Here is a 16137-nt window from a genome sequence, read left to right as displayed (position 1 = left end):
GAGTTAGGTGAGGGTTACCTAAAATCCTAGGAAGAATCCGCTGGCTGGCGCAATCGAGCGTTCCGGACATCGGATGTAGTGGTTCAGACATGAGTTCTGCGCAGGCGGTTCAGCCGGCTGCCGTTGAGGCGTTACGGAACTGCCCTGGAGTCAGCCCGGTCGTGCGTCGGAACGCGGCACCGAAGGCGCTGGCCGAGCCGTAGCCAAGGCGTTCGGCAACCTCTTCCACACGCATGCCGGACGCCAGCAACAGCACCGCCCGTTGCGCCCGGACAGCGGCCTGCCACCCCGTGAAGCTCAAGCCGGTTTCAGTGCGGAACGCTCGCGCGATGGTGCGTTCGCTGACCCCGAGCCGGCCGGCCCAGGCCGGGAGGGAGCGCGTGTCGCCCGGATCGGCCTCGAAGGCCTCGGCGATGGGGTGCAGCAGTTCGCTCGTGGGCATCTGGACGAGAAGCGCATGGGACGAGGGCGTCAGCACGTCCAGAACGAGCTGTTCTGTCAGAGCGCGCGAGGCCACACCGAGCGAGTCTTCGGCGAGCCGGTCCAGCAGCAGGCTCAACAACGGGGTGATCTCGACCGCGACCGGCTCGTCGGACAAGCCGGGCACCGCCTCGGTGTCGAAGTGCGCGGTGCGATACCAGGTGCCGGCGGGTGCGTACCCCACGTGCACGACCCCCGCCGGCAGCCAAAGTCCTATGACAGGCGTGATCGTCCAGGTGCGCGTCCCGATCGTCGCGTTCGAGGCCCCTCGCCGGTTCCAGAGCAGCTCGTGCGTCGGGTGCGCGTGAGCCTCCCATGCGGTGTCGCGAGAGACGAGCTCGCCCGGGCCCGAGATGACGAAGGGCACCTCGACCGTGCCGGCCGCGAACACGGGCAACGCGCGGCTGTCGATCGCCTGCGGTTCCCGTCCTTTCCACAACTTGGCCACGAACTGATAAGGTAAGGCAAACCTAAATGCCTCGTGTTGTGTGGTTCACCACGACAGCACAGTCCACTGAGAGGGCACAACTCCATGGCCTTCACCGACGGCCGCAAGATCGGCGGGCTCTACACCGCAGAAGTCCTGCGCACCGACCGCGTCACCCCGCACATGGTGCGCGTGACGTTCACCGGCGAGGACCTGAAGCGGCTGCCCGTGCGCGGTTACGATCAGTGGTTCCGCCTGTTCCTGCCCCGCCGGAACGGCCAGACCGACTTCGCTGCGGTGCCGGAGCGGTTCGGCATGGCCGGCTACCTCAAGTACCTCACCGCGAAGTCGGGCACCCGGCCGCCGTTCCGTAACTACACCGTCCGCGAGCTTCGACCCGACCTCGGTGAGCTCGACGTCGACTTCGTCGCCCACGGCGACCAGGGCATCGCCGGCCCCTGGGCCCGGCGCGCCCAAGCTGGAGAGCGGGTCGCGCTCATCGACCAGGGGCGCGGCTTCGACCCCATCGATGACGCCGGCTTCGTCCTCCTCGCCGGTGACGAGTCGGCACTCCCGGCCATCGCCGGCATCCTCCGCAGCCTGCCCCGCAGCACAGCAGGCCTGGCCATCATCGAGATCCCCACAGCGGACGACATGCAGTCAGTGGAAGCGCCATGCGGGGTCGAAGTGCGCTGGCTCGCGCGCACCGATCCCCACGAGCGTCCCGGCATCCTCGCCCTCGAGGCGGTGCACGCCTACTCGCCGGCGCAACCCGCCTCCCTGCAGGCCTACCTCGCCGGCGAACAGAGGTGCGTAGCGGAGAGCCGACGGCACCTCGTCACCGCCGGCGTGCCGAAGTCCCGCATCGCCTTCACGGGTTACTGGAAGGTCGGGCGCGCCGGTTGAACATGTGGGGCTCGCGCAGCCGGGAACCCATGCTGCGCTCAGCCGAAGCTGCCGAGGTGATTCAGTGCCAGGTCATGGATGTCGCGGTTGCGGAGCGTCCCAGCGGCGAAGCGGGCGGCGAGCGGTCCCCGTACCGGACGGTTGAGGATGAGCGGCACGAACTGCTCGTGTCTGCTGCCGTGTGAGCGGAGCTTCCCGTGCAGCTGGCTCAGGTCGTGGTCGGCGGCGGTCCGGCCGAGCGCGGTACTCGCGGAGGCGGTGACGGCGAGATCGCCGATCCGGTCGGCCGGGAGTTCGTAGCTGGTGGCGGCGTCGGCCCTGTCCCAGATCTCCTCGATCCCCGGGAGTGCCGCCAGCACTTCCCGCGCTGCCGTGCGGTGTTCGGGGGCCAGGTGCAGCCAGGCGAAGCCGCCCAGCGCTCCGTGGTGCCGGACGTAGGGGTCGGTGATGGGCAGCACCACCTCGTCCACGGGCACCCTGCGCTCGGTCAGTACGTCCATCAGGTAGTGCACGCGCGGGTCGCCGTGCTCGTCGTGCTTGGCGTTCATCCCGTGGTCGGCGGTGATCGCGACCGTGCAGCCCGTATCGAGGTATTCGCCGAGCAGCGTGTCGAACTCGGTGAGGAACAGGTCGGACAGCTCCTCGCCGGGCGCGGAGGCATGCTGCACCCGGTCGGTCAGCGAGACATAGAGCAACCGCAGATCGGGAGCGTGCCGCAGCGCCGCCAGGCCGATGCGCATCGCATAGTGGCTGGCGAGTGGGTCGTACACATCGGGCGCGGCCGCGCCGACGAGCTGCTCGACATCACTCACCCCATACCGGGGCAGCGCTGATCCGGCGGCGCGTTCCACGCTGACGCTCGGCACACCGCCATGGCCGAGCAGTAGCCGAAGCTTGTCCTTTGTGGTCACCGTGAGGGTGGGCACTTCCTGGGCGGCGAATGCCGCGTGAATGCTGGGCGCGCGCAGGTACTTCGGATCGTTGAGCAGTTCGAGCGAGCCGTCGGGGAGGCGGCAGTAGTTCCCGGGAATGCCGTGCAGCGCCGGGGAAACACCGGTGACGATGGAGATGTTGTTCGGGTTGGTCAGACTGGGGATCTCCGAGCGGCCGATGCCGAACTCGCCCCCGTTGTCGAGCATCCGCCGCAACCGTGGCATGGTGCCCCGATCCAGGGCGTCGTGGAAGTACCGCGGATCGCCGCCGTCGACCGTGATCACGACCACTGGGTGGTCGGGGACGGTGTAGGGCCGGTCGTTCACGGTGATGGTCTTCACGGTGTTCCTTCCTCTCGAACGCGTTCGAGAAACAGTTCCTCGATCAGGGTCAGCGGCCGGTCGGCCAGCCGGATGAGATGGATCGGGCGCTCGGGAGGCGCCGGGTCGAGATGCAACTCGGCGACCCTGCCCAGCAGCAGCGCGTGCTCGGCGGCCGCGCGGGGAAGGCAGGCGATGCCGAGCCGGTGCTCGACGGCGGCGATGATGGCGCTGGTGCTGGCGATCGTGCTCAGATGCACCGCGGGTATCCGCCATTTCCCGAGCAGTTCGAGCTGGTACTGCCGGGTGGCCGAGCCTTCCTCGCGCAGCAGGACCCTGCTGCCGCGCAGCACGTGGGGATCGACGTGCTGACCGGCGAGTGGGTGGTCACCCGCCGCGATGACGAGCTGCCGTTCGGTGCCGATCTTGCTCACGTCCAGTGCGGGCCGTTCGCACGGTGCCGCGAGCAGCGCCAGCGGCAGATCGCCGTCGATGACGCGCTGGGTGATCGCGGCCGAATTATCGACGTGCAGGTCCACTTCCACGTCGGGGTAGCGTTCGACGAACGACGACAGCAGCCCTGGCAGCAGGTGCTCGGTGACGGTCGTGGTGCCGCCGATCACCAGCGCCCCTGCGACAGGGGCGCACCGGACCCGGGCCACCTGGTCCATGGCCTCGTCGGCCAACGAGAGCAGGGAGCGCGCGTACTCGAGGAAGGTCTTCCCCGCCTCGGTCGGCCGGGAGGACCGTGTACTGCGGTCGATCAGTACCGCGCCGATCTCGCCTTCGAGTTGTTGCAGGTACGAGGAAACGGTCGACTGGGCGACGCCGAGCGCACGCGCGGCAGCGGACACGCTGCCGTGATCGGCGATGGCAATCAGCGCTTCGGCGTGATGCAGGCTGAATCTCCTGGTCATAATGGATTCTCCGGAATTCAGATGACGCGCGCCCTGATGCGCGAGGAGATCAGATCGATCGAGGCCACCGTGAGAATGATGACGATGATGATCGCTGAGACCTCCTGATACTGGAACAACCGCATCGCCACCTGCAGTTCGAAACCGAGCCCTCCCGCACCGACCATGCCGAGCACGAAGGCATGCCGCACGTTGGATTCCAGCCTGTAGAGGCTGTACGTGATCACCTCGGGGAGGATCTGCGGGACGATCGACCACCGGATGGTCGCGAATATGCCCGCACCGGTGGATTCCAGCGCTTCTCTCGGTCCCGGATCGATGTTCTCGATGGCCTCCGCGTACAGCTTGCCGAGTTCCCCGCAGGAATAGACGGTGAGCGCAAGCACACCGGGAAAAGGGCCGAGCCCGACGGCCGCGACGAAGATCAGCGCCCAGATGATGTCCGGCAGGGAACGCAGACCGCTGAGCAGCGCTCGGGACACCGCGTAGATCGCCGGGTTGCCGCCGAACAGGTTCTTGGCCGCTCCGACGGCCAGGAACAGGCTGATGATCACTGCGAGCAGGGTTCCCCAGACCGCCACCTCGACGGTGGTGAGGATCGGGGTGACCAGGCTCGGCACTACCGAGAGGTCGGGAGGGAACATCCGCCAGAGGAAGTCGAGCAGGTTCGGGATTCCCTCGACGAACGTCGAGGGGCTGATCGACAGATCGTTCGCGCTCCAACCGAGGAAAGCGACGGCGGCCATGACCAGCACGGTGTTGCGTGCCCAGCTGAGGTTGCGCTTTCGCCGCGACTCCAGCCGCGCCGACGCGGGCGCAGGACTGCGTGTCGCCGTCAATTCATGTTCCCCTTCGGTGTGCCCTGGCCGTAGATCCGGGTCACGTCGTCGGCGGAAAGGTCGGCCGCACGTTTGTCGATGGCCAGTTTCCCGTCGAGCAGGGCGATGACCCGGTCCCCATAGGACCGGGCGTACTCGAGCTGGTGCAGGCTGATCACCAGGGTGGTGCCCTTTCCACGGTTGATCTCGGCGAGCAGCGTGAGAATCTCCTCCGCGGTCACCGGGTCCAAGCTCGCGACGGGCTCATCGGCGAGGATGATCTCAGGATCCTGTGCCAGCGCACGCGCGATGCCCACCCGCTGTTTCTGCCCGCCGCTGAGCTGATCGGCGCGCTTGCCGGCGTACCCTTCCAGGCCGACCTCGGCGAGAAGGGACATCGCACATTCCTTCTCGGCGCGAGTGAAGAACCCAGGAATCGACCTGTAGCCGGGAATTCCGGGCAGCATTCCACAAAGGACGTTCTGCAGGGCCGTCAGCCGGTTGACGAGGTTGTAGCCCTGGAAGATGATCCCGGCCTTGCGCCGGATGCCGCGCAGGACCGACTTCTCCTTCGTGACACGCTGCCCGGACACCGTGACCGTTCCCGCATAGGGCTGGACGAAGCCGTTGATGCACCGGAGCAGGGTGGACTTTCCCATCCCGCTGCGGCCGAGGACGACGCAGAAGTCGGACCGGGGGATCGTCAGGTCGACGCCGCGCAGCACAGCCTCGCCGGGACCGTGGTAGCTCTGGTGGACGTTGTCGAACGAAATGGCCGGTTGCGTGACTGTCACAGCTCCGGCTCCAGGCCGGTGGCGGCATAGGCTTCCCGGACCAGGTCGTAGACCTCGTCGTCGGCTCGGTCGAACCGTGCGAACCCGGTCCCTTCCAGACTCGCCGTCAACTCGGGTGAGTTCTCCAGCAGGGCGGACCTGAGGGATTTCTTGACGTCCTCGGGAAGGTCCGCGCGGTAGGTGATGGGGTCCGCGGGGATCTCCATCGACTCGAACACCGTCTTGATCTCGTCCTGTGCCACCAGCCCGCTCTCCACGAATCCCGCGATCTTCCTGCTGGAGACCGCCGCGACGTCGGCCTGGCCGTTGATCACCGAGAGCAGGGAGGCGTCGTGGCTGCCGGAGTAGATGACCTGTCCGAACAGTTCGTCCGCCTCATACCCGGCCTCGACGAGTGCGTACCTGCCGAAGATGTGTCCCGAGGTCGAAGCCGGGTCGGTGAACGCAACGGTCTTGCCGGCGAAGTCAGCGATCCCATCGATGCCCGAATCGGACCGTACGACGAAGCTCGTCCGGTAGTCCACTGTGTCCTCCGCCTGGATCGCGGCGGCGAAGGCTTCAACTCCGCTGCTGACGGTCTGGGTGGCGAGGACGTACTCGGAGGGACCGAACCACGCCGCGTCCAGGTGCCCGGAGTTCATGGCTTCGATCACCGCCGTGTAATCGGCGCCGACATAGGGTTCGACCTCGAGCCCGGTCTCCTCGCTCAGGTGGGAGATGAACGGCTCGAACTTTCGCAACACGGCAGCCGAATCCTCATCGGGCGCGAGTCCTAATCGGATGGTGTCACTCCGCCCGCCTCCCGCATTCGATGCGCTCGGCGAGCCGCAGCCCGCCAGCGCGGCCGACACCAGGACGCCGATCGCGGCGGCCACCAGACTGCCTTTCACGACAGGATTCCGCATCGCCTGTTCACTCCTCTGCGCGTGCCTCCGGCACACTGTGGACCGTGTCTCGCGGCCACGCTAAGCGCCACCGCTCGCAGCGCAATGTCCACGAGGAACCAGCTCCGCGAAGTCCACGTGAACACGAGGAGCACACCCGATGACCGCCATCACGATTCCCGATGGAAACGCGCACCGGAATTGGCGAAAAGGGATCTGTTGTGCTGCGCGCGCTACGTTCCGGATGCGGCGGTCAGCTCGTCCGCCCTGGCCCGCATGAGCTGACGGACGATGTGGGCGGCCCGTGAGGGCTGCGTGTTCTGCCGGTGGGTGAGGCAGATCTGCACCGGGCGTGTGTCGCGCAGCGGAATCCACACCAGATCAGGAATATCGGCTGAAGTCTCGATCTTGGCCAGGATGCCGAGACCAGCGCCCTCGGCGACCATCACCTTGAGGGTCCTGGCCGACATCGCCTCGACGACGATGTCGGGACCGGTCACGTGCCGGTGCAGCAACTCCCACAGCACGGTGCCCGCTCGCATGGTGACGATCGGCCAGGTGCCCAGGTCGCGCCAGTGCACGTGCTCGCGTCCGGCGAGCGGATGATCGTTGCGCGCGTAGACCCCCATCGGCGCCGAGACGAGCGGCACCCGGTGCAGCCCCGCCGCGGCAGGGCTCATTGGCACAGTGACCACCGCGAAATCCAGTTCACCGTCGAGAACGGCGCCCTCGACATCGGCGGAGCCTCCCTCCCGGACGGTGAACCGCAGGCCGGGGTGACGCTTGCGCAGTCTGCCCACGACCGGCGCGACGATCGTCTCCGCAGTCACCGAGATCGCGCCGATCCGCACCTTGCCGTGGTAGGCGCCACCGGCCGCCATGGCCGACTCGCGCAGTTCCTCCTCCGCCGTGACCAGCCTCCTCAGCGGGTCGAGCAGTGCCTGGCCTGCCGCCGTCGGCCGCACGCCGTGCCTGCTGCGCGTCAGCAGCACCACGTCGAGCTCCTCCTCCAGCAACGCGATCTGCTGGCCCACGGTCGGCTGGCTGACCTCGCAGCGGGCCGCGGCCGCACGTAGTGATCCGGTCTCGATGGCGGCCAGGAAGTACCGCACTCGCTCCACGCGCATCGGAACACCATAAAAGCAAAAGCTTTCACCCGTAAGCTCCGATCACTTCTTCCTTCCCGCACGACCAGCAGGACATGCTGTGCCGGCTGACAAAGGCGTCCCGAGGTGAAAGGAATACCTGGTGTCCGATGGTCCACTGGGCGGGGTGCGCGTACTGGACGTGTCGACGATCCTGGCAGGCCCGTTGGCGTCCTCGCTGCTCGGCGAGTTCGGCGCCGAGGTGATCAAGATCGAGCAGCCGGGCGAGGGCGATCCGGCGCGGCTGTACCCGCCGTTGGAGGACGACGGCGTCTCCGCGGCCTGGGCGATGCTCGGCCGTACCAAGCAGAGCGTCACTATCGACCTACACGCGCCGGAGGCTTCCGCCCTCGTCGGACGGCTGGCCGCGACCGCCGACATCGTGGTGACCAACTTCCGTCCCGGGACGCTGCGCCGTTTCCGCATCGACTTCGACGACCTGCGGGCCTACCGGCCGGACCTGGTGATGGTGCACGTGAGCGCGTTCGGCCGCACCGGCCCATACGCCGACCGGCCCGGTTTCGCCCGCGTTGCGGAGGCCTTCGCCGGACTGACCTACCGCACGGGCGACCCGGAACGGCCACCGGTCTTCGCCGGCTATCCCGTCGCTGACGGTGTCACCGGCATCTACGCGGCGTTCGCGGCGATGCTCGCCCTGCGGCAGCGGGACCGCACCGGCGAGGCCCAGCTGGCCGACATTCCGCTCTACGAGCCGCTGTTGCGCATGATGGAGGACTTCGTCGTCGAGTACGCCGCGACCGGTGAAACCCGGGAACGCCAGGGCAACCAGAACCCGCACATCAGCCCGAACAGCCTCTACCGCACCCGCGACGGCCGCTGGCTCGCCCTGCCCGCCTCGACCGAGCAGATGTGGCGGCGGCTGGTCAAGGTCATGAATGCCCCCGAGCTCGCCGTCCACGACACCATGACCGCTCGGCTGGACCACCGTGACGAGATCGAGGCACGGGTGGCCGAGTTCGTCGGAGCACACGAACTGGAGTCGTTGATGACCCTGCTCGTCGAAGCAGGGGTGGCCGCGGGGCCGGTCAACTCGGCCGCCGACATCTGCGCCGACCCGCACATCCGCGCGCGCGGATCGGTGGTCGAGGTCGCCGGCGGCGAACGCCCGCGGCTGATGCAGTCGCCCGCCGGCCGGTTCTCCGGTTTCGAGGGCACGATCGGCAGCCGTGCGCCGGGTCTCGGCGAGCACACGACTGAGGTGTTACGAGAGGTCGCCGGGCTGACCGGGCCCGAGATCGAGGATCTGCGCCATCGCGGAGTGGTCTGAAACATAAGGAGCCGCACATGACTATGGCAGTCGTGTCGATCGTTGTCCTGGTCGCCCTCTTCGCGGCCACCCTGATACCCGCGTTCGACCTCGGGCTGGGCGCACTGGCCGCGGCGTTCATCGTGGGCCTCGCGGCCGGTGTGCCCGCCGACGAGGTGACCGGGTTCTTCCCCGCCGACTTCTTCATCCTCATCGTCGGAGTCACCGCACTGTTCGCCGTCGCCCACGTGAACGGGACCCTCGACTGGCTGCTCGACCTGCTGCTGCGGCTGGTCGGTGGCCGGCTGGTGCTCGTGCCCCTGGTGCCCTTCGTGATCGGCGCCGTGCTGACCGCGGTCGGCACCCTGCCCGCGGCGGCGACCGCCATCGTCGCCCCGATCGCACTGGGACTGGCCGCACGGTACGGAATTTCACCACTCGTGGCGGCCGTTCTCGGTGTCACCGGCATCATCAGCGGACTGCTCTCACCACTCGCCGTCTACGGCGTGACCGCCCGCCAGCTCGGCTCCAGGCTCGGCATCGACCTCCCCGGCTCGGCACCGATGACCTTCCTGCTCGGTGGCCTGCTGACCGGGCTGGTCGTGTCCCTGGTCTCTCTGCTCATCGGTTTGCGGACCGGCGCCGTTCCTCGCGGCCGTGTCGCCGCCACTCAGGACACCGCTCCCGCCGCGGGCGGAACCGGGCCCGGCGCTGCCACGGCCACGAAGATCGCGCCCACGGCGAAGGGCACCCACCGGGGCCGGCTTCTCACCGTGCTCTGCCTGCTCGCCGTCGTCGTGCTCTCGATCGGGTTCGAGATGAACATCGGCTACCTCGGTGTGACCGCGGCGCTGATTCTGCAGCTGGTGCTGCGGCTGGAGCCCGGCGCCGTGGTCTCGAAGATCCCGTGGTCGGTGGTCCTGCTGATCGGCGGACTGCTCACCTACGTCGGCCTGATGCAGCACCTGGGCGCCTTCGAGCAGATCAGCGACCTGCTGCGGGTCGAAGGCTCAGCGGCACTGAGCCTGCTGGTGCTGTGCTACATCGCCGGCATCACCTCGTTCGCCGCCAGTTCCATCGCGGTGTTCGTGACGGCCATGCCGCTGCTGCCCCCATTGGTCGAGGCCGGTGTCTCCCCGGTCGGCGGGGTGCTCGCCATCGCGCTGGCATCGGTGCTGGTCGACATCAACCCGCTCGGCATCACCGGAGGGCTGATCCTCGGCGCGGCCGAACCCTCGGCCCGGCCGCGCCTGTTCCGCCAGTTGCTCACCTACGGACTGGTCTCGATCGCCGTCGCGCCAGCTCTCGCCTGGCTGGTCTTCAGCTGGTGGTGAGGTCTACAGGCTCGAGGCGTTCCTCCAGATCGTTGAGCAGGGCGTGCACCGGTGCCCAGCACAGGCGCACGCTGTCCTGATCGAAATCCGGTTGCTCGGCGAGTTCCTTCCGAGGATGGACGAAGTTGCGATAGTCGCGCACTCGGTGAGCAACGCCGGTAACACTCCCTCGACGAAACTGCCGATCCCAATGATCGCGAAAGTGCAGGCTTCGGCGAAGGCGCAGATGTCTGCGTCCTTCGCGCGTTTCACCAGCACATCTACCGTCGCCGACTACGGCAAGAAGTGGGAACAACTGCCGCAGTTCTTCGAGGACTTCCGTGACGCCGACCTCGGCGAGGTTTTCACCCAGGATCTGATGAACGCCGGCATGCATTCCCCGAGCTTCGACGGGCACCGGCTCAGCGAGGACCAGGAGATGACCATCTACAACCACCACCGCGTCGCCGACCGTTTCATCTGGACTCACCGAGTCCAGATTGGATCCTGTCGCCGACCGTGGTCTGCCCCAGGGCCGTGGCGAAGCCACCTGCCCCGGGGCGCGGAGACTACCGTGCGCGGAACGCCTTGGTGACCTATCTCCCTCGTGCGCTCGAGCGGCACGCCGACGGCGCGGGCCTGGATCGCGGTCATCTCGACGCCGGCTCTTCGATTCCCCGCCCGGGGTACCGGTGCGGGAGCTGATGATCCAGGGCAACCAGGCCATGTCCGCCAGGGAACGCATCGGAGCGAATCGACGGCACCACCCGTGGCAGCCGCGTTCGCCAGCTCCGACGGTACCCGGCCAAGAGCAGGCCTTCGTCGAACAGCTCGACGCCTTCGGAACTGACCTGTTCACCCCGGCCTGATAATGCCGGCCGCGCCGTCGTTGGCCGGGTGATCGGCGCGGGTCCGGGTACTGACAGCCCCTCCCTCCAGGTGACGGACGCACCTAGCGTCGAATGCGCAAGGCACGATTCCGAGGAGAGAAGGAACACCCATGCAGTACCGACCACTTGGTCGCACGGGGGTCCAGGTCAGCCCGCTATGCCTCGGGGCGATGATGTTCGGCCCGTGGGGCAATGACGACAGGGTCGACTCGATCCGCATCATCCACGCCGCGCTGGACGCGGGGATCAACTTCGTGGACACCGCTGACGTCTACTCCGGCGGCGTCTCGGAGGAGATCGTCGGCGACGCACTGTACGGGCGCCGTGACGACGTGTTCCTGGCGACGAAGTTCTTCATGCCGTTGGACGACGACCCGAACCATCGCGGCGGCTCACGCCGCTGGATCATGCGCGAGGTGGAGAACTCGCTGCGCCGGCTGAAGACCGATTACATCGACCTGTACCAGGTGCATCGGCCCAGCCCCGACACTGACGTCGAGGAGACCCTCGGAGCCCTCACGGACCTGGTGCGGCAGGGCAAGGTCCGCTACATCGGCTCGTCCTCGTACTCGGGCTCGCAGATCGTCGAGGCGCAGTGGGCGTCGCGCGAGCGGACCCTGGAGCGGTTCGTGACGGAGCAGCCGCCGTACTCGATTCTGGTGCGCGGCATCGAGGAGGACGTGCTGCCGACCGTGCAACGCTACGGGATGGGTACGCTCACCTACAGCCCGCTGGGCGGCGGGTGGCTGTCGGGCCGGTGGCGGAAGAACGCCGCCCCCGCACCCACCTCCTCGGCCCGGCCGAGCGCCCGGTTCGACATGTCGACCCCGGCGAACCGGCGCAAGCTCGACGTCGTCGAAGACCTCGCGCAGCTCGCCGAGCAGGCCGGGATGACGCTGATCGAGATGGCGATCGCGTTCGTCATCAACCACCCCGGCGTCACCGCCGCGATCGTCGGCCCCCGCACGATGGAACAACTCGAGTCCTACCTGCCCGCTGCCGAGGTGACGCTCTCCAGGGAGGTGCTCGACCGGATCGACGAGCTCGTCGCCCCCGGCGTGACGATCAACCCTGATGACAACAGCTACGGCGCCCACGAGCTGACGCTCGCGGCGCGACGCCGCCAGACCTCGCATCCGAAAGGAACACCCGCATGAGTGCATGGACCGACGACGAGTTCCGCTCCCTCGCACGGGCCGGCGAGATCCGCGTGGCGGGCCGCCGTCAGAACGGTTCGCTGCGCACGCTCGTGATCGTGTGGCATGTCATCGTGGACGGCAAGCTGTACGCGCGCTCCGTCCGAGGCGCCGACGGCCAGTGGTACAAGGGCGTCACCCGCCACTTCGAGGGCGCGATCAGCTGGGGCGGTCGCACCCGGCAGGTGACCTACATTCCCGACGACTCGGCTGACGACGCGATCGACGCCGCCTACGCGGCGAAGTACGGCAACGGTTCTGCGACTCGCTCGATCACCGGCGCCGAAGCGCGGGCGACCACACTGCGCATCGAAGCCCGATAATCCGCTCGGGGCCACGTCCTGGTCTGACCTGGTGTGCTTCGGCCACAACCCAGTCGGCCGAGAGATGGTCACCGCGCGGGGATACCAGGGCAGCCTCGGCAACTCGCCCCATCATGTGCCGCAGTGTGCTCAACCCTCGCGGCGCAGACCAAGGGGAGGGGCGACGCCGGTGACGTACTTCGCGTCGTCCGACGCCAGGTACAGGATCGCCTCGGACACCGCTTGTGGTCGTTCGTTCCGCCAGTACCCCATCCGGTGCCTGCAGTACGCGCTGGCCGAGGACTCGGCCGGCGACGGAGCCGCCCGCGGCGGATACGGCGTGATCCGCGACTACCAGGTCCTCGAGGCCGGGACGCTGCTGAAGTACTCCAACGAGAACACCCTGGACGTGCTCGCCCGTGGCGTCGAGGGCGGCGGCAGCGGCCGGCACAGTTACCTCGTCCTGCGACCCGGAACCGACGGCGAAGAGGTGCTCATGCGCCGGACGAACGACGCGGGGGTGCTGCGCCCGAACGACGTGGTCCGGGCCGTGTCCGGAGGCGGCGGGGGCTGGGGGCGTTCACCCGGGCATGCGTAACCGGCCGGCCTCCGGCCGGTTCGACGTTCGTCGAGATGAAGGCGGCAGGGGTTCAACAACCGCCAATTGTTCGCCGATGGTGGCGACCATACGCTCATGACACCCCGGAGGCCGGGCGCGATCGGCCTCATCCCCGCCCGTGAGCGGGCACTCGCACCGAACCCCGACCGAAGGGACACCCGGTGAGCGACGACCACATGACCACCGCGGCGCCGGCCGGCCGCGTCGATCGGCTGGGCGCGGAGTACTTCGAGCTGTTCGTGTCCGCGTACCCGTTCACCGCGACGACGTTCGGGATACCCGGCCACGACGCGCAGGTGCCGGACGTCTCGGCCGAGGCGCAGGCGGAGCTGGCGCGCCGGATGGCGAGCATCCGTGACCGGGTCGCGGCGCTGAGCCCGGAGCAGCTCGACGACACCGACCGCACCTCGCGTGCGCTGCTCGTGCACGACGCGCAAGCGGTCGTGAACACGGTCCAGGCCCGCGAGGACGCGTGGCAGCTCGGCAGCCTGACTGGCGCCGTGTACGCCGTGCTCGGTACGGTCCCGAAGGTCGCGCTGACCGACGCGCGGAGGGCGGCGGACTACGCCGAACGCTGCGCCGCGCTGCCGTCGTACGTCGACGCCTCGACCGAGGCGTTGCGCCGGGGCATGAGCGACGGCCTCGTGGCGAGCCGCCGGCTGGTCGAGTCGACGATCGCCACGCTCGACGGCTACCTCTGCGCCGCCGCGGGCTCCGACCCGCTGCTGGCTCCGTTGGGGCAGGGGGAGGACGCCGCCGTGCGGGGAAGGGTGCAGGACGCGGTGGCCGGCGGGGTGCGACCGGCGATGGCCCGGCTGCGCGACGTGTTGCGTGACGAGCTGCTGGCCGCGGCCCGGCCGGACGAGAAGTGCGGCGTCATGCACCTGCCCCGTGGCGAGGAGATCTACCGGAGGCTGGTCGAGCAGCACACGACGACGACACGGACACCGGAGGACCTGCACGACACCGGTCTGCGGCTGGCGGAGCAACTGCGGACGGAGTTCGCAGAGCTGGGCGGCCGGGTGCTGGGCACGAGCGACTTCGACGAGGTGAAGACGCGGCTTCGCGATGACCCGGCCCTGCGCTACGCCTCGGCGGAGCAGATCGTGACGGACGCGCGGGAGGCGATGCGCCGGGCCGAGGACGCGGTGCCGGACTGGTTCGGCCGGCGGCACCGCGCGCCGTGTGAGGTCGACCGGATGAACGCCGCCGAGGCGGAGACGTCGGTGCTCGGCTACTACCAGCCGCCGGCCGGGGACGGCAGCAGGCCGGGCCGGTGCTGGCTGAACACGTCGCATCCCGGAAGCCGGACCCGGTACGAGTGCGAGACCCTGGCCTTCCACGAGACCGTGCCCGGGCACCACCTGCAGTTCGCCCTCGCCCAGGAGCTGGACGAGCTGCCGGCGTACCGGCGGCGGGGAGATGAGATGAATCGCAAGGGTGATGTCGGCGCGCGTAATCGTGCTTGACAATCGCCGTTTACACCAGGCTCTAGAAATAATAGATTATCGATGTTCTGCGTTCGGCGGCGACCCCGGGAAGTTCACCGAATCCCTTGCCCTACGAGAACTATCGGCCTCCGTCGGCTCAGTTGGCGATGCCTACGACAACGCTCTAGCAGAGACGATCATCGGAGGTGTTCAAGACCGAAGTCGTCAACCGGAACGGCCCGTTCAAGACCCCCGCCGAGGTCGAATACACGTTCATGGAATGGGTCGACTGGCACAACAATGCCCGCCTGCACCCACGCCTCGGCTACCACACACCCACCGAGCACGAGAGCGCCTACTACGCTCAACACCAGCCACGCCGACCGGCACTGGTCTAAACCCAAAGCCGGTCCCTCACCCGTGACGGTTCAGTTTCTACTTCGGAACCACACACGTCTCCGATCCGCTGGCGGCGGCGGTCGGCTTGACGGTCGTCAACGTCCTCGCGCAGAACGCTTTCGACGAAACCGCCCGGCGGCTCGGCGACGTCCGCGGACGAGGGCTCCTCCAGGGGATCGAACTCGTCACCGACCGCGCGACGAAGCACCCGGCGAACGACTTCGGGGCCGAGGTCACCACCGCGTGCTTCGACCTGGGCCTGCACCTGAACATCGTCCAGTTCCCTGGCGCCAGCAGCATTTTCCGGATGGCACCGCCGCTCACCATCACCGACGCCGAGCTCGATCGCGGACTGGACATCCTCGACCAGGCGCTCACCATTGCAGCGCGGCGCGCCTGACAGTGATCGGTCACTCCAGTTTCAGTGCCCCTCGCACATCGCTGAGCAGGGTGACCATGGCTCGTTCGGCGACGCCTGCGTCGCCGGTGCAGATGGCTTCCATGACGGCTTCGTGGTAGCCGATGGTTTCCGGGACGGGGTAGTCGGAGCGGCCGTGGCTGGGTGACTCCTTGAGTACCTCGGCGATCGGGTCGGCGAGCGCGGCGTACATCGCGTTGCCGGACGCTTCGAGGATGATGCGGTGGAAGTCGATGTCGGCGGCGAGGTAGCGCACGGGCCGGTGCGCCGAGCCGTAGCGGCGCATGTCCTCGGCCGCCGCCCGCAACGCCTCGCGCTGGTCGGCGGTGGCGCGCAGCGTGGCCAGGTGCGCGGCGATGGGCTCGATGCCCAGACGCAGTTCGGTGAGCGCACGCAACTGGTCGGCGCGGTGCTTGCTGTCGAGGCGCCAGCGGATCACCCGTGCGTCGTAGACGTTCCACAGCCGCTCCGGGCTGATGGAAATGCCGGTGCGGCGCTGTGAGGTGACCATGCGCAGGGACTCCAGGATGCGCATGCATTCGCGGGCGACGCCGCGCGACACGGAGTAGCGCTGCTGCAGGTTCTCGAGCGTGAGGACCGATCCGGCCGGGAGGTCTCCGCTGACGATGTCCGAACCAAGCGCGTCAAGAACCGCCCAGTGGAGCGTCGAGGCCGACAT

General features: G+C 68.2%; 19 protein-coding genes. 10 read left to right on the top strand and 9 right to left on the bottom strand.

Annotated elements, in window-relative coordinates; all coding sequences use genetic code 11:
* Positions 1-109 precede the first annotated feature (109 nt).
* Positions 110-928, bottom strand: coding sequence for an AraC family transcriptional regulator (locus ABZ863_RS18625; RefSeq protein ID WP_358536993.1), 819 nt, complete (start codon positions 926-928; stop codon positions 110-112).
* Positions 929-1012: 84 nt separating this feature from the next.
* On the opposite strand from ABZ863_RS18625, the gene ABZ863_RS18620 reads away from it, so the two are divergent.
* Positions 1013-1813 (top strand): siderophore-interacting protein, encoded by an 801-nt coding sequence (locus tag ABZ863_RS18620; protein ID WP_358536991.1) that lies wholly within the window; start codon positions 1013-1015, stop codon positions 1811-1813.
* Between the two features lie 38 nt (positions 1814-1851).
* On the opposite strand, the gene ABZ863_RS18615 is transcribed toward ABZ863_RS18620, so the two are convergent.
* From ABZ863_RS18615 to ABZ863_RS18590, 6 genes are all read right to left on the bottom strand, one after another.
* Positions 1852-3087: an alkaline phosphatase family protein gene (locus tag ABZ863_RS18615; protein ID WP_358536989.1), complete on the bottom strand. Its 1236-nt coding sequence runs from the start codon at positions 3085-3087 to the stop codon at positions 1852-1854.
* Positions 3084-3983, bottom strand: coding sequence for a LysR substrate-binding domain-containing protein (locus ABZ863_RS18610; RefSeq protein WP_358536987.1), 900 nt, complete (start codon positions 3981-3983; stop codon positions 3084-3086). The genes ABZ863_RS18615 and ABZ863_RS18610 overlap by 4 nt, the downstream gene beginning before the upstream one ends.
* Positions 3984-4000: 17 nt before the next feature.
* Entirely contained in the window at positions 4001-4822 is an 822-nt protein-coding gene (phnE, locus tag ABZ863_RS18605) for a phosphonate ABC transporter, permease protein PhnE (RefSeq protein WP_358536985.1), read from the bottom strand.
* Positions 4819-5595, bottom strand: coding sequence for a phosphonate ABC transporter ATP-binding protein (gene phnC / locus ABZ863_RS18600; protein WP_358536982.1), 777 nt, complete (start codon positions 5593-5595; stop codon positions 4819-4821). The genes phnE and phnC overlap by 4 nt, the downstream gene beginning before the upstream one ends.
* Positions 5592-6500, bottom strand: coding sequence for a phosphate/phosphite/phosphonate ABC transporter substrate-binding protein (locus tag ABZ863_RS18595; RefSeq protein WP_358536979.1), 909 nt, complete (start codon positions 6498-6500; stop codon positions 5592-5594). The genes phnC and ABZ863_RS18595 overlap by 4 nt, the downstream gene beginning before the upstream one ends.
* 212 nt (positions 6501-6712) lie before the next feature.
* Positions 6713-7606 (bottom strand): LysR family transcriptional regulator, encoded by an 894-nt coding sequence (locus tag ABZ863_RS18590; protein WP_358536977.1) that lies wholly within the window; start codon positions 7604-7606, stop codon positions 6713-6715.
* Positions 7607-7727: 121 nt separating this feature from the next.
* On the opposite strand from ABZ863_RS18590, the gene ABZ863_RS18585 reads away from it, so the two are divergent.
* Both ABZ863_RS18585 and ABZ863_RS18580 read left to right on the top strand, forming a co-directional pair.
* The gene (locus ABZ863_RS18585) at positions 7728-8912 is read left to right on the top strand and encodes a CoA transferase (RefSeq protein ID WP_358536975.1); all 1185 of its coding nucleotides are present in this window, start codon (positions 7728-7730) and stop codon (positions 8910-8912) included.
* A gap of 17 nt (positions 8913-8929) precedes the next feature.
* Positions 8930-10225, top strand: a complete 1296-nt coding sequence (locus ABZ863_RS18580; protein WP_358536973.1) for an SLC13 family permease — start codon at positions 8930-8932, stop codon at positions 10223-10225.
* On the opposite strand, the gene ABZ863_RS18575 is transcribed toward ABZ863_RS18580, so the two are convergent.
* The gene (locus ABZ863_RS18575) at positions 10212-10694 is read right to left on the bottom strand and encodes a hypothetical protein (RefSeq protein WP_358536971.1); all 483 of its coding nucleotides are present in this window, start codon (positions 10692-10694) and stop codon (positions 10212-10214) included. The two genes, ABZ863_RS18580 and ABZ863_RS18575, sit on opposite strands and share 14 nt — an antisense overlap.
* Positions 10695-10896: 202 nt before the next feature.
* On the opposite strand from ABZ863_RS18575, the gene ABZ863_RS18570 reads away from it, so the two are divergent.
* The 7 genes from ABZ863_RS18570 (at position 10897) to ABZ863_RS18540 (ending at position 15440) form a co-directional block, all read left to right on the top strand.
* Positions 10897-11073: a hypothetical protein gene (locus tag ABZ863_RS18570; protein ID WP_358536969.1), complete on the top strand. Its 177-nt coding sequence runs from the start codon at positions 10897-10899 to the stop codon at positions 11071-11073.
* Positions 11074-11204: 131 nt separating this feature from the next.
* Positions 11205-12251: an aldo/keto reductase gene (locus ABZ863_RS18565; protein ID WP_358536967.1), complete on the top strand. Its 1047-nt coding sequence runs from the start codon at positions 11205-11207 to the stop codon at positions 12249-12251.
* Entirely contained in the window at positions 12248-12613 is a 366-nt protein-coding gene (locus ABZ863_RS18560) for a DUF2255 family protein (protein ID WP_358536965.1), read from the top strand. Before ABZ863_RS18565 ends, ABZ863_RS18560 begins: the two co-directional genes overlap by 4 nt.
* 169 nt (positions 12614-12782) lie before the next feature.
* Positions 12783-13190, top strand: coding sequence for a hydantoinase B/oxoprolinase family protein (locus tag ABZ863_RS18555; RefSeq protein ID WP_358536963.1), 408 nt, complete (start codon positions 12783-12785; stop codon positions 13188-13190).
* A gap of 182 nt (positions 13191-13372) precedes the next feature.
* Positions 13373-14680 carry a DUF885 domain-containing protein gene (locus ABZ863_RS18550; RefSeq protein WP_358536961.1) on the top strand — a complete coding sequence of 436 codons (1308 nt, stop codon included), beginning with the start codon at positions 13373-13375 and terminating at the stop codon, positions 14678-14680.
* 167 nt (positions 14681-14847) lie between these two features.
* The gene (locus ABZ863_RS18545) at positions 14848-15039 is read left to right on the top strand and encodes an IS3 family transposase (RefSeq protein ID WP_358536960.1); all 192 of its coding nucleotides are present in this window, start codon (positions 14848-14850) and stop codon (positions 15037-15039) included.
* Between the two features lie 86 nt (positions 15040-15125).
* Positions 15126-15440 carry an aminotransferase class III-fold pyridoxal phosphate-dependent enzyme gene (locus ABZ863_RS18540; RefSeq protein ID WP_358536958.1) on the top strand — a complete coding sequence of 105 codons (315 nt, stop codon included), beginning with the start codon at positions 15126-15128 and terminating at the stop codon, positions 15438-15440.
* Between the two features lie 10 nt (positions 15441-15450).
* Here the strand turns inward: ABZ863_RS18540 and ABZ863_RS18535 are convergent, their stop codons facing one another.
* Positions 15451-16137, bottom strand: a complete 687-nt coding sequence (locus tag ABZ863_RS18535; protein ID WP_358536955.1) for an FCD domain-containing protein — start codon at positions 16135-16137, stop codon at positions 15451-15453.

Origin of the sequence: Saccharomonospora sp. NPDC046836, assembly GCF_040645195.1 — a bacterium.
Taxonomy (GTDB): domain Bacteria; phylum Actinomycetota; class Actinomycetes; order Mycobacteriales; family Pseudonocardiaceae; genus Prauserella_A.
The sequence above is the reverse complement of the archived record's forward strand: the minus strand, read 5'-3'. Positions and strand labels throughout refer to the sequence as shown.